Source organism: Prevotella sp. P6B1, from assembly GCF_000702825.1.
Taxonomy (GTDB): Bacteria; Bacteroidota; Bacteroidia; order Bacteroidales; family Bacteroidaceae; genus Prevotella.
The window spans coordinates 178,742-192,528 of record NZ_JNKF01000012.1 but is presented as its reverse complement, the minus strand read 5'-3'; the positions used below and the strand labels follow the sequence as shown (position 1 = coordinate 192,528).

The following is a 13,787-nucleotide window of genomic DNA, read 5'->3' as shown; positions in this document are numbered from 1 at the left end:
AGTGAATAGTGAATAGTCAATAGTGAAAAGTTGTTTCCCCTTGTGTTTTTTTCACTATTCACTAATCACTATTCACTCATTATAGTCCACTTGCTCTGTGCAGTCGGTCAAGCATGCTCTCCCACAGAATCTTGAGACCGTCTATATCGTCGTCATCGGCAAAGTCTGTGATGAGCAGGTTCAGTTGGTGGGTCAGGTCGCTTTGTGCTATTCGCATCTCAAAGTAGGTATCATCGTCTTCCTCGTCCCATTTCAGACGGATGTGGTCAAATTTCTGGGCTTCGACGACGTGTGCCACTCTCACGTCTTGTTCTGTCCATGGTTCTCCCCAGGTAAAAGTGAAAATCCCGTCTTCTTCGGTGACGTGGTCTGCAAACCAACGCTCCAGTCCGTGAGCGCTACCTATCTGTTCCCATATTAATGCTGGCGACTTGATGGCCAATGGATATTCTATGTCTATTTTCTGCTTTCCCATATGTTTTTGGGTTAGAATTACTGATTCTAGTATTGTTTTATGCGGCAAAATTACAAAAAATCTTCGAAAAACAAAACTTTTTGCCGAAAAATTTTGGTAGTTCCAAAAAAAGTACTACCTTTGCACCCGCAAAACAGCAAATGGCGGGATAGCTCAGCTGGTTAGAGCGCATGATTCATAATCATGAGGTCCCCAGTTCAATCCTGGGTCCCGCTACCAAAAGAGAGGCAGTTAGATTCATTTCTAACTGCCTTTTTTCTTTGTTTTGTTTTGCTGGTCAGGAAAAAAACATTATTTTTGCAGCCATGAAACGAATACTGTTTACCATAGCCTTTGTGATAGCATCTCTTTCTCCGCTATCCATCGTGGCCCAGGAGGTTGTCAATCTCTCTGGCGCTTGGGATTTCTGTGTTGGCGAGACACCTCGTTATACTGATCAGGTGATTCTGCCAGGTTCTATGCTTACTAATGGTAAAGGCGACCCAGTGTCGTTAACTACCCGTTGGACGGGCTCGTTGTATGATTCGAGCTATTATTTCAATCCCTATTTACAGAAGTATCGTCAGGAAGGTAACCTGAAGTTCCCTTTCTTCCTGACACCCGATCGTCATTATGTAGGCAGTGCCTGGTATCGTCGTAGTGTGTATGTGCCTCAGTCGTGGGAGAAACGTCGTGTCACGCTCTTCCTCGAACGTCCGCATATCGAGACGACTGTGTTGGTGAATGGCACTGAGGTAGGCCACGACATGTCGTTGTCAACTCCTCATGTCTATGATGTAACCAACTATGTATTGCCTGGGCAACGTAATACCATCGAGGTGAAGGTGTATAATGGTATCGATCATGTGTGCGTGGGACAGGACTCGCATAGTGTTTCCGATCAGACGCAGGGTAACTGGAACGGTATCATCGGACGCATGGAACTTCGTGCCCAACCTCGTAAGCTCTATATTGATAAGGTAAAGATCCATCCGCATCCCTTTGTTAACTCAGTGGGGCTCGAGATTGAACTTCGTGGACAATCGCCCGATTTTGGTTTTTATGGCATGCAGGTGATGATACAACGTGAGAATTGTGATACGGCAAAAATCTATGTGGCCAACTATGATATCTGGTCGAACCACATGAAACTTGAGGTGCCGGTGATTGATGGTAACTGGCTGTGGGATGAGTTCCACCCCAACTGTTATCGCTTGGCTGTCAGTGCTGGCGACGATTATTATGAGACCACCTTCGGTATGCGTGAGGTGGGGGTAGTGGAGCGTCAGATATTTCTGAACCGCCATCCCATTTTCCTACGTGGAACTGTGGAGAACTGCTGTTTCCCCGAAACAGGCTTCCCACCTACCGACGAGGCTTCGTGGGAACGAATCTTCCGCAAGATCAAAGAATATGGCTTGAATCATGTGCGTTTCCATTCCTATTGTCCGCCCGATGCCGCTTTCTGTGCGGCTGATAAGTTAGGTGTCTATCTGCAACCTGAGGGACCCTCGTGGCCAAACCATGGGGTGAAGTTAGGGCAGGGGCAGCCTATCGACGACTATCTGTTGCAGGAGTCGAAACGTATTGTAGATACCTATGGTCATCATCCCTCGTTTATCATGATGGCAGCTGGCAACGAACCAGCAGGCAATTGGGTGGAGTACTGTGCCGACTGGGTGAAGAAGATGAAGGCCTACGACCCCTATCGTATCTATTGCGGTGCCTCGGTTGGTGGCGGATGGGCTTGGGATGCTGGCTCCGACTATCATGTCAAAGGAGGAGCCCGTGGCTTGGCGTGGGATAAGCATGCGCCCAGTTCTGATGACGACTATGATGACCAGATACTCCGTCCGCGCAACTATCGCGATACCGTTGATAACAACTCGCCCATCATTGCCCATGAGCAAGGACAGTGGTGTGCTTTCCCTGATTTCAAGGAGATACCGCAGTATGTAGGTGTGTATAAGGCGCGTAACTTTGAGCTGTTCCGCGATTTGCTGGCCGATCATGGTATGGCCTCTATGAGCGAGAAGTTCCTGACGGCCAGCGGTCGATTACAGACTCTGTGCTATAAATACGAGATAGAACGCAATCTGCGTACTACCGATTATGCAGGTTTCCAGCTCCTGGGGCTCAACGACTATAGCGGTCAGGGTACTGCCCTTGAAGGTGTGCTCAATGTGCATTGGGGTGAGAAGGGCTATACCAATGCCCGCGAGTTCTTAGAGTTCTGTCGTCCCATCGTGCCTCTGGCCCGCTTCCGTAAGTTTGTCTTTGCTAACAGCGACACCCTTCGTGTGCCAGTCGAGGTCTATAATGCCATGTATGGTCATCTGCGTAACGTACGTACCAGCTATTATATCTATACCGATTCTGGAAAGGTGCTGGCTGGCGGTTTACTGGCTTCTGGCGATATCCCTCTGGCTAAGCATACGCAGGTAGGTGAGATTGTGTTCCCGCTCGATTCTGTCACGGCGCCACAGAAACTGACACTCGCAGTGAGTGTGGGTAGCAATGCCGTGCGTAACCATTGGGAGTTCTGGGTCTATCCTGATTCTGTGGCGATGCCGGCTTCTGACAAGGTACTGATAGCCGATACACTCGACGCTCGTGCTTTGGCCGAACTGCAGCGAGGTGGTACAGTATTGCTCACAGCTGCTGGTCGTATCAGGTTTGGTAGCGATGTGGTGCAGCACTATCTGCCAGTGTTCTGGAACACGTCGTGGTTTAAGATGCGTCCGCCACACACCACAGGTGCCTATATCGATAAGGAGCATCCTTTGTTCCGCTATGGGTTTCCTACGGACGACTGGGGAAACCTGAACTGGTGGGAACTGCTGAACAAGGCGCAGGTGATGAACCTCAGTGAGTTTCCGCTCGACTACCAGTCGCCCATCCAGCCGATTGATACGTGGCATGTCTCGCGTAAACTTGGTATGCTGATCGAAGCCCGTGTGCTGAAGGGACGACTGCTGATGACCACGATGGATCTTTCTTCCGATCTTGAGCATCGCCTGGTAGCCCGTCAGATGCGTCAGGCTGTCCTGCGTTATATGCAGAGTGCCGACTTCCGACCATCGCTCAACCTTTCGCCCGATGTGATTACCCATCTCTATACCCGTCAGGCTCCTAAGGTAGATATGTTTACCCGCGAGAGTCCCGACGAGTTGAAACCAAAAATAGCAGGCACTTCGAAATGAAGCGCCTGCTAAATGTTTTATCTGCAACTATTCTTTATTTGTTGGCAGGGTGATCGTAGGTTGATGTACGAACATCCCAGAACATCTTTGAATAGTAGTTGTTGGTGCCATCCTGCAACTTGGCTACAGCTGCCTTCCAGCTCTCGCTGTTCAGTGTGCTCTCGTCGGTGGGGTACTTAACACGGCTGATAATATCGCCCTTTACATCCGACAGAGGCTCAAACTTGTAAAGAGTAGTGCCTAAGGCTGCACTGTACTCACCTGGACGTACAATCTGCTCAGGATAACCCGTACGACGGATCTCTGTCCAAGCCTCTGTACCATTGGTGAACAGGTCGATGTACTTCTGGATAGCGTAGGTCTCGGCATTGATGTTCTGGCAGGCTGCGGCTACATAGGTGGCCACCTCATCCTCATCGGGAGTAGCGCCCATCACATCGTACCAGTAGGCGATACTTGCCTCAACACCTTCCTTATAGTCGTCAGCGCTGAATCCGTTGTACTCACCAATGATGAACTTCAGCTCTGCATAGGTCATCAGGGGCACTGCGTATGTCTTAGCCAATACAGGAGGCTGAGCAGCATACCAGCTGGCCACACCGTCCTGTGTAAACAGACGGGCCTGAACACCAGTCTGAGTAGCCACTGCCATACCGTTCCACTTGCCATCATCTACAGTATAGACGTGGATACGTGGGTCGATAACACCTTCCCAAGGATGCTTCTTTGAAGGGCGAGCCTCAACGTTCAGGGTGTCGGTCTGACCCTTCAGCAGGTCGGCCAGTGTCTTGTTGATGGCGAAGTCGTTACGACGGTCAACAAAGAAACCCTCGTAGAACTTACAGTACTCAGTACCTGTAGCTGAATACTGGAACTTGGCTGCATCGTCGTTGCTCTCGAATACACCGCTGGCCAGAGCCTGCTGGATGTAGGACTTCCAGTTGCTGTCAACCTTTGACATATGGATGGCGAGACGGCACTTCAGTGAGTTACCGAACTTCTTCCACTTCGAGGCGTCGCCATCGTAGATCACGTCGCCGCTGGTGAAAGCAGGCTCGCTCTCGTCAATCATCTCTACAGCCTCTGTTACTTCTTTCATCAGCTGAGCGTACAGCTCTTTCTGATCGTCGTACTTAGCGTAGAGCAGACCATCGCTTTCCAGCTTCAGAGCCTCAGAGTAGGGGATGCTTCCCCATGTATCGGTCATCAGGTCGGCCAACCAAACCTTCATGATCATAGCAGCTGCTATCTGGTTGGCATTAGCACCATAGGCCGAGCTGGCATCCTTGGTAGCAGCATCGGTGTTCATGTTGATCACCTTCTGGAAGTTGTTCAAGCCCAGATACATGTACTTGAAGTAGCTGTTGTTGACAGACTCACGAATCTGGTAGCGGTCTTCCTCGGTGTAGTTACGCTGGCTCCACTGCTGTGAGTAAACCAGGCACTGACGACCGCTGAACCAGTTGTCGTAGATGTTGTCCATTGTCCACTTCTCTGCTGCGTTCATGATCATGTTCGAAGGAACATTCGAAGCAACATTAGGGTTGACATTCATTGCCTCCTGATCCGTACAAGCAACAGTAGCGAAGCAGAGAGAACCAATCAGTGTATATTTAATTAATTTCTTCATATTATGTTTCCTCCTTTATTTTAGAATTTCATATTGACAGTGAATCCATAGGTAGAAACCATTGGTGTAGCACCACCTTCAACACCCTGGATGTTTCCAGAACCTGTCACGATCATCTCTGGGTCGAAGTGCTTTACATCAGGTCCCCATACAGCCAGGTTACGACCGAATGCCGACAGGCGCAGGCTCTTAACGAACCACTGGGGCTTGAGGTTGAAGGTATAGCCAACGCTTACCTCACGCAGTTTGATATAGTCGCTCTTCAGCAGGCTCTGTGCAGCAGGACCAGTGTAGAAATTCTCGTAGTAGTCGCGGGCAGCCACAACCTGTGTGTTAGGTTTGCCGTCTGTGGTGTAACCCTGAGTGATGATACCTGTCTCACGAACGTTGTTGGCAGCAGTCTCCTCGAACATACCGCAGTACATACCCCACAGGTAAGTGGTAGAGAAGTACTGACCACCCTTAGAGAAGTCGAGCTGGAAGCTCAGGTCGAGGTTCTTATAACGGAATGCGTTGGTCCAACCACCAGTGAAGTCTGGGAAGATATGACCAATCACCTGGTTGCCGTCGGTAGCCATATACAGACCGTCATCACCAACGAGCTTGTTGCCGTTCTCATCATATACATAGTCGGTACCCATGATAACACCATACTCCTCGCCAACCATAGCGCCAATCTCTACCAGGAATGGAGCGCTGGCAATACGATAATAGTCAACACCATCAGCCAGCGACTTTACCTTGTTCTTGTTGGTGGCCAGTGTCAGGTTGGTGTTCCACTCAAAGTCGTGGGTCTTCACAGGAGTAGCGTGTACGCCAAACTCCCAACCCTTGTTCTCAATCTCACCAGAGTTTACATACTTATAGATGTAACCGGTTGTACCAGATACTGACAGAGGCAGAATCTCGTCCTTGGTGTTGGTTCTATAATAGGTAACATCGAATCCTAAGCGGTTGTTGAAGAAGCTCATCTCCAGACCAGCCTCGAACGAGGTGGTTGACTCTGGCTTCAGGTCAGGGTTCTGCATGGTGTTAGGCAAACGATAACCTGGTGTGGTTGCGTCGATGTTAGTGTACTGTGAGAAGGTGTTGTACAGCTGATAAGGATCAGTGTCGTTGCCTACCTTGGCGAAGCCGAGACGGAGCTTACCGAAGCTCAGCCAGTTCAGCTTGTCCTTCAACAGCTCAGAGAAGATCCAGCTGCCAGTCACTGAAGGATATACATAAGTGTTGTTGCCTTTAGGCAGGGTAGAAGACTTATCACCACGGATGGTGCCTTCCAAGTACAGCATGTTCTTCCAACCCAGTGTAACGTCGCCGAAGAGTGAGTTGATAGACTTCTCACGACGGTAGTTGTAGCCAGCGGCCTGAGTCATTGAGTTAGCCAGGTTGTAGAACTCGGGGATAGCAAGTCCGCCCTGTGTCTCACCATATACGTACTCGTAGTGGTTCTTCATGATGTTGGCACCCAGGTTGGCGTTCAATGTAAAGTCATTGAAGGTCTGGTTGTACATCAGCATGAATTCGTGGTTGATCTCGTACTGCTGACGAGAGATCTCCATATAGCGTGACTCCTCCTGTGAACCAACGGCGTTGCGCTCGTACTCTTTGTCAACGAAGAAGTCAAGGTTTACTTTATACTGAGCCTTCAACTGAGGCAGGATCTGGTAGCTGACACCTACGTTACCATAGATACGGTTACGTGAATCGTTCTCGTAGTTCATGTAGCGGCTCCAGTACTGGTTGTTATGATAGGCAGGTGTGGGATCGTCAGCATCGTTACGATTCCAGGTGGCCTGAGTTCCATCGGGATACTTATACATATCCTTCAGCTCGGTCATATCCAGCTGGCGCTGTCCCCACTGTACGAACTTCACCATGATGTTGTTGTCGCCATAACCAGTATCCTGACGACCTTTGGCGCGACTGTTGAAGAAGTTCACGCTGGTGAATACGTTCAGCTTCTTGTCGGGGCTCATGATGTTGCCGTTGACATTGAAGATGTTCTTATACATAGCGCTGTTGGGCAGATAGCCGTTCAGGCTGGTGTTGGTATAGCTGATACGGAAAGCGCTATTGTCGTAAACCTGAGAGATGGCTACGTTGTTGGTGAACGATACGCCAGTCTCGAAGAAGTCATCATAGTCATGCTTTGGTGCGCTCCAGGCTGATGTGGTAGGATCGCCAACCTTTCCGTTAGCCTCCCACTTAGCCAGGTCGTACCATGAGAGAACCTGACGGCCATCCAGCTTGGGACCCCAGCTCTCGTCCATACCATAATCAGGTGTCAGATAGGTCTTGCCATTGATGGTCACCTCGCCAAAGTCGTCTTCGCCATAACCGCCACCATACAGCTTCTGCAGTTTAGGCAGCTTGGTAACGCGCTCCAGACCAACAGTTGAGCTGAACTCTACACCCAGTCCCTGCTGTTTCTTGGCCTTCTTGGTGGTAATCATAATTACACCGTTTGAGGCGCGGCTACCATACAGAGCCGATGCAGCAGCACCCTTCAGTACTGATACACTCTCGATATCATCTGGGTTCAGGTCCTGAATCAGGTTTCCATAGTCGTAACCACCACCACCACGCTGTGTGTCGTTAGAGTTGAAGTCCTTACCCTCCAAGGGTACACCATCAACAACGAACAGAGGCTGGTTCGAACCACTCAGTGAGTTGTTACCACGGATGAGTACCTTTGATGAACCACCCATAGAACCTGCACCAGAGCTGATCTGCAGACCTGCAACCTTACCCTGCAGGGCGTTTACGGGGTTGCTTAGTCCACCACGGCTCTTAATCAGTTCGTCGCCGTTAACTTCTGATACGGCATATCCCAGCGCCTTTTTCTCGCGTGAAATACCCATGGCGGTTACTACCACCTCGTCGATAGCCTGGGCATCGGTCTTCAAGAAAATACGCATGCCATTCTTGGCTGTAACAGTTTTGTCCTCATATCCCAGATAGGTGATTTCCAACTGGTTCTTTCCATCTGGAAGAGATACTGAGAAGCGACCGTTCACATCGGTCAATGCACCGGTTTGAGTTCCCACAACCTTAACGGCAGCACCGATAATAGGCTGTCCGTCTTCTTGTGAAAGAACTGTTCCTGTAACTTTCGTTTGTGCCAACGCATTTCCTACACACAGGAAAAGGCTGACAAGAAACATTGTTAGACTTTTTTTCATAAATTCACTCTCTTTGATTAATTATCCTAATAAAAATCTTTTTAAGTTGGCACAAAAGTATATATTTCTTTCTTAAAAAAGAAACAAATTAATTAAAAAATATCACTTTTGCTATGTTTTTCGTATAATTATCCGGAGTAGGTTGATTTATGTCAATATGAAAGCGATATTTTAATTAAAATTACAAAACGTCAGCAAAAGGCATCTTTTGCTTTCTTTTGTTCAGTTTGGGGTGAAATAATAATCGGATGCCCTGTTCGAACATCCGATTACTGTTAGCATTAACTTTTTCTTACTTGACAACGGTCTTTTTTCCACCTATTATATATATGCCCTTAGGCAGGTTTGTTGGGTTGGTTCCCCAGTTGCGACCGTGGAGATCGTAGATGGTCAGATTCAAACTGTCTGCTTTAATGCCCGATACGCCTGTGTCGTCCGATACTAAATAAATGCCGAAGCCCACATCAGTGAATTGTTTTCGTTCACCTTTGTCTGTGTAAAGGGCTGAGAAGGCATAGTCTCTGCCTGCAGCCAGATTGCTGAACTCAAAATCGTATGTTTTGGATTCGCCTGGTTCTAACTCAACATATGCTACCTTGTAGGTGGTGCTTGACTGGAATTGTTGCTCTTCAGGGAGTTTGCTGAAAATATAGACATACACATAGTTCTTATAAGCTGCTGAACCAAGGTTCTTTATAAGCAGACTCGGCTTCAGTGTGTTCCCGTCCACATCGTAGTAGTTCTGATAGTTGCTCTTCAAGGTTGTATTCTCGATGCTACCCGAACACTGTAATATCACAGGTGGTGCATTTACTACCTGCACCGTCAGTTCTTTCAATACGGTATCGTCCTTGAAATTGACCAAACGCAGGTAGAATGTTCCTGTTTCCTCTGGGGTAAAGTGAATGGTAACATCCTCGGTCTGGCCGGGGTCGATGTTCACACCAACTCGTGAAATAAGCGTCGCATCACTGAAGTCAGCCATCTTGGCTATCTCCAGATCCATGACACCCGTATTCTGATTGCCAGTGTTCTTCACGCTGGCTATGATCTCAACTGCATTCTGGGCATATGCATCCCCGTTGACTGACGCTGACATGACTTCCAACGTAGTCGATATTTTTGTGATGTCTGACGAAGCGTCTATCTCAGTTGAAATCAGTCTGGTTCCTGCTATTTGCAGTTGTAGGAAAACTGCTTTCGACAAACTTGCATACAGCCATTCTGATGTTCCGCTTACGCGCTGGAGTGCACGAATCTGATAGATGCCGTCTGCAAGATCCTTTCCGAACAGCATGGTGTTCGATAATTGGGCGAACTTACTGCTCTTGATAGTCTTGTTTGTTGTGCCCTCAAAGATTTTCAGGAGTGTTTCGCCTTGATATAGTCCGAACGCCAGATCAAAAGTGCCGTCCTCTTCAGGTGTGATATAATTATAGAGATAGGCATATGCCTTCAGAGAGAAATTGTCTGATGTTGAGGCGCGTTGAATATCTGGCGTTTGGGTGAATACTCTTGAGGTTGTCAATCTCTTGATCTCGTAAGGTTCCTGAGTTTTCTGGATACCGACAATAGCCGACTGCCAGATGGAATATCCGTCTTCGCCAGGTGCTCCACCTATGCCTTGGTCTTCAGGATTCATCACTGAGAGCAGGAAGTAGGCATCACTGTATCCGCCCCATCCCCAGTTGATATGGTAGTAGCCATTTCCGTCGTAACCGTCGCATACAAAGGCATGTCCACCTCCGGCAGCGTAGCCGCAGTACAATACAGGACGCTGGGCTTCTAACTCCTGATAAATGATGTCGTCCCATTGCTGGGAGGTGTAGTTGGCACGATAGATGACTTCTGTGGTTTTGTCGCTTCCCAAGAATCTGCGGAGCCCTTCTGCTGCATTAATCTCATGGGCACCGGAGCTACCCATGTCGTAGTCCATCTGGGTGGCATAACCGCAATAGGCCATCAGTTTGGCTACTTCCTGTGCCCCCTCGTCGGTATCATCTTTGTTGTACTCATCACGCATCAGTTCCCAGTTGAAGGTGGTAGGCTCCAGGTCAATCAGAGCCGCTCCTGGCGATGGCACCCTCTCGGTTACCTGCTCAGGAAACTTGTGGTAATATAGTATCTGGGCCATGGCTGTGGCCATACAACCTGTTACGTACTGATTACTGCTGGTTGCTACACGGAGATTATATGGAGCCGATTGGTTCCATTTGCTGGTCACCATAGGTGCGATAGCCTCGTGTGTGGTGCTTCGTGTCATGGCTGACTTGGCCCAGCCGTTGCCAACGGCCTTGACCTGTCTGTTGATCTCATCCAGCCAATACACTAATTGTGGCGGCATGTTTTCGGCTGATATGGAACCAGTATCGCTATAGCCCAGTACTGATGGGGTTTGATCGTTGGCCGATATAATAACGAAACCGTCGGATGATTCAGTATTGAAGACGAACAGTTGGTCATGATGTGTATCGATTAACTGCAGATGATTGCTCATGGCACGTGTGGTGCCCTGATGCTTGTTAGATTGGCTGTTCAGAAATGCCTGAGCCTTTTGGCGGGCCTGACTTTCGGAAACTGGATTGGCCAGACACAGATATGGAAGTAAGGATAGAATAAAGAGTAAAGACTTTCTCATAGACAAAAAGGATTTTTGAATGAAAAATGGGACTTGATAATCTTGCTTACCAAGCCCCATTCTATTTATTTAAACCTTATTACTCTGCTGGAGTAAAGTAATCGTAATCGTTACCACTTGCCAGAGAATAACCTAAGTTTCCTGCTGAAACATAGTACTGAGCACAGATGAAGCAGAGGTGATCTTCAAACATTCCGCTCTCATAGCCATAATCGGTAATATATGCATCGGAACCCTGCCAGTAACCTAAATCGCGAATAGATACTTCGCCATAAGTTTTAAATGTCAGACCAGTACCTTGAGCAGGGATACGGAAGAATGTATAAGCAGCACCCTCATTTTCACCTTTAATGGTCAAGAGATTAATCTTCAAGTGATGACCTTCGCCGAATACATCCTTAAAGCGATAGAGTTTGTCATTAGTGGTGCAAACCTGAAGTGTTGTTGGAACTATACTACCAGCCAAATTACCAATTGTCGCAATGCCGAACTGATAGGTTCCCTCGCATACTGTTGCCCAGTCAAGACCTGTAAATGAGGTTGATGAAACGTTCTTTGCATTACCGTTAACAGCAACAGCAGTGATGGTGTATTCGCCGTACAAGTCAGTCAGAGTAACGTCGACAACCTTACCGCCCGACTGCTTGTCGTCCTCAAGAGTTGCTTTGGTTCCATTAGAAACCACGTAGTCGGCATATGCATCAGCACTCAAACCGCGAGCATCTTTATCAGCAGACTTCTCTGCCAGATAATACACGTCGCTGGCCTTATTATTGGCTAAGATACGTATTTGAACATCATTGTCAGGATTCAGAGGAGCTGTTACCTCGTACTGCTTGACGTTTACATAGGGGGCAGAGTCGCCTCCTGGTGTCGTTCCTTCCTCCAGTGTACAAGCAGTGAATGCCAGCATGGCGAGAAGCGACAGTGTTAAACTAATATATTTTTTCATATCTTTTTTCATTTTATTATTTGAACACGATATTACCATGCGTATGGAGCAGAGTTGCCCTCAGGTGCCTTCGGGTCTGGGTTGTTGGTACAAGCAGTGTTGTAGTTGGTCTCTGTCTGTACGATACACCAGTTCATCCATTCGGGAGTGGTCTGTACATTCCACTGATACTGGTCGGTGTGGTTTGTACCAGCATAGCTACGGATGATACCCTTCTGCAGACGCTTGATGTCGAAGGTTGCGAAGCCTTCACCCCAAAGCTCTACACGGCGCTGCCACCATACCTCGTTACGGAACTGACCTGTGCTACCGTTGTAGTAAGCCTCGCTGCCATGAGTTCCATATTCATAGTTCGCATCACGGGTCTTGGCAAACTTCTCCAGCAGCTGCTTTCCACGAGCCTCGTCCTGCATACCAGCAGCCTCAGCCTCGATCAGGTACATCTCCTCAACACGCATCATAGGTACGGCTACCACGAAACCTACATACTGGTTATCGCGACCAGCCTCACCACCGGCGGTACGGAACTTCAAAGGCAGACCACCTACACCGCAGTAGCCCTTGCTACCAACGGCCTTACCCGTTGTGAGCAGCCAGTCGGGGTGATTGCTGTAGGCAGCAAGTGCCTCAACCTTGGCAGCATCAGAAGGCAGATTGTCGATATCGAAATCGATATAGCACTTCTTGCGGCAGTCTGTTGCAGGGATGGTCTCATAGAGGTGACGGTCGATACAGAATGGCTGACCATAGTTAGCAGCATATCCGCAACCAGAAACCTTAGGATTGATCTCGATACACATCAGTGAACCCCAGCTTGAGTCAGCGTCGTTACGCAGAATCTGAGGATCGTCGCTCTTGTACTGCATACCCAGCATCCAAGCACCGTTAGGAGTGTTGAAGCCAGTCTCCCAGTCAGTGTACTGGTCGGCAGTCATGATGGTATAGCCGTTCTGAGCCAACTTCGCGTACTTCTCTGCATTAGCCCAATCTTCCATTTCAAGGTAAGCGCGAGCCTTCAGACCATATACAACGCTTTGGTCAGGGGTCAGAATATCGCTTCGCTTATAGTTTGCTAAGTATTCTTCAGCCTTGTCCAGGTCAGAGATGATGAAGTCCCAGATCTCCTGGTTGGTAGCACGTGGGTTGCTTGTCAGATCAGATACAGAAGTCTTCTCGCTGACGATAGGTACTGTTACGTCGTTCTTGTCAACGGCATAGGGCTTCTGGCAGTACATACGAGCCAGGTCCATGTAGAAGTAGGCACGCATAGCATAGGCAATACCTGCGCCGTTCTTCTGCTTTTCTGTTGGCTCGTCGCCAGCCATGCTGATCACTTCGTTACAGCTCTTGATCCACTTATAGTAGTAGGTCCAAGGGAGCTGGGCGAAACGGTATGACGGACCAAGATACTGAGCTGTGTACCAATAGGTGTACCAGTTCTGGTAAGGATATACAATATCCTGTCCCATGATATCGCGCTCCAGATAGAAGGCCGGTATACCCAGGTCGTAAAGATATTCATCGCTTGGGCTATATACGAACTGTCCTGTAAGCGTGGCAGTGATAGCATCAACAGCATTCTGGAATGCACCAGGAGCGTTTGCAACCTGGCCGACTGTAGCATAGTTCGACTGAGGCTCAATCTCCTTGATACAGCTGGTTGCCGTTGTCATCAGTGTAGCAACCGCTATAATAGATAATATTTTATTTTTCATATACTTATTC

Annotated in this window: 7 protein-coding genes and 1 tRNA gene; 2 read left to right on the top strand and 6 right to left on the bottom strand. The window is 48.4% G+C overall.

The features are described from left to right. Positions 1 to 79: 79 nt before the first annotated feature. Positions 80 to 475: an START-like domain-containing protein gene (locus T495_RS0107715; RefSeq protein ID WP_033148427.1), complete on the bottom strand. Its 396-nt coding sequence runs from the start codon at positions 473 to 475 to the stop codon at positions 80 to 82. 142 nt (positions 476 to 617) lie between these two features. On the opposite strand from T495_RS0107715, the gene T495_RS0107710 reads away from it, so the two are divergent. Beyond that, positions 618 to 694 (top strand) — tRNA-Met (locus T495_RS0107710). Positions 695 to 780: 86 nt separating this feature from the next. Beyond that, the gene (locus tag T495_RS0107705) at positions 781 to 3,657 is read left to right on the top strand and encodes a sugar-binding domain-containing protein (protein WP_033148224.1); all 2,877 of its coding nucleotides are present in this window, start codon (positions 781 to 783) and stop codon (positions 3,655 to 3,657) included. A 34-nt stretch (positions 3,658 to 3,691) separates the two neighbouring features. Here the strand turns inward: T495_RS0107705 and T495_RS0107700 are convergent, their stop codons facing one another. From T495_RS0107700 to T495_RS0107680, 5 genes are all read right to left on the bottom strand, one after another. Further along, on the bottom strand, positions 3,692 to 5,287 hold the full coding sequence (locus tag T495_RS0107700) for a SusD/RagB family nutrient-binding outer membrane lipoprotein (RefSeq protein ID WP_033148223.1): 1,596 nt from the start codon (positions 5,285 to 5,287) through the stop codon (positions 3,692 to 3,694). Positions 5,288 to 5,307: 20 nt separating this feature from the next. Beyond that, positions 5,308 to 8,472: a SusC/RagA family TonB-linked outer membrane protein gene (locus T495_RS0107695; protein ID WP_033148222.1), complete on the bottom strand. Its 3,165-nt coding sequence runs from the start codon at positions 8,470 to 8,472 to the stop codon at positions 5,308 to 5,310. Positions 8,473 to 8,764: 292 nt separating this feature from the next. After that, positions 8,765 to 11,110, bottom strand: coding sequence for a C10 family peptidase (locus tag T495_RS0107690; protein WP_033148221.1), 2,346 nt, complete (start codon positions 11,108 to 11,110; stop codon positions 8,765 to 8,767). A 79-nt stretch (positions 11,111 to 11,189) separates the two neighbouring features. Further along, the gene (locus tag T495_RS15195; RefSeq protein ID WP_155993522.1) at positions 11,190 to 12,062 is read right to left on the bottom strand and encodes a hypothetical protein; all 873 of its coding nucleotides are present in this window, start codon (positions 12,060 to 12,062) and stop codon (positions 11,190 to 11,192) included. A gap of 32 nt (positions 12,063 to 12,094) precedes the next feature. Then, entirely contained in the window at positions 12,095 to 13,777 is a 1,683-nt protein-coding gene (locus T495_RS0107680) for a RagB/SusD family nutrient uptake outer membrane protein (RefSeq protein ID WP_033148220.1), read from the bottom strand. Between the last annotated feature and the right edge of the window lie 10 nt (positions 13,778 to 13,787).

What these genes read in the sequence shown, in the direction of transcription:
- T495_RS0107715 (WP_033148427.1), bottom strand. Translation starts at nt 475, where the DNA reads ATGGGAAAGCAGAAAATAGACATAGAATATCCATTGGCCATCAAGTCG.
- T495_RS0107705 (WP_033148224.1), top strand. Translation starts at nt 781, where the DNA reads ATGAAACGAATACTGTTTACCATAGCCTTTGTGATAGCATCTCTTTCT.
- T495_RS0107700 (WP_033148223.1), bottom strand. Translation starts at nt 5,287, where the DNA reads ATGAAGAAATTAATTAAATATACACTGATTGGTTCTCTCTGCTTCGCT.
- T495_RS0107695 (WP_033148222.1), bottom strand. Translation starts at nt 8,472, where the DNA reads ATGAAAAAAAGTCTAACAATGTTTCTTGTCAGCCTTTTCCTGTGTGTA.
- T495_RS0107690 (WP_033148221.1), bottom strand. Translation starts at nt 11,110, where the DNA reads ATGAGAAAGTCTTTACTCTTTATTCTATCCTTACTTCCATATCTGTGT.
- T495_RS15195 (WP_155993522.1), bottom strand. Translation starts at nt 12,062, where the DNA reads ATGAAAAAATATATTAGTTTAACACTGTCGCTTCTCGCCATGCTGGCA.
- T495_RS0107680 (WP_033148220.1), bottom strand. Translation starts at nt 13,777, where the DNA reads ATGAAAAATAAAATATTATCTATTATAGCGGTTGCTACACTGATGACA.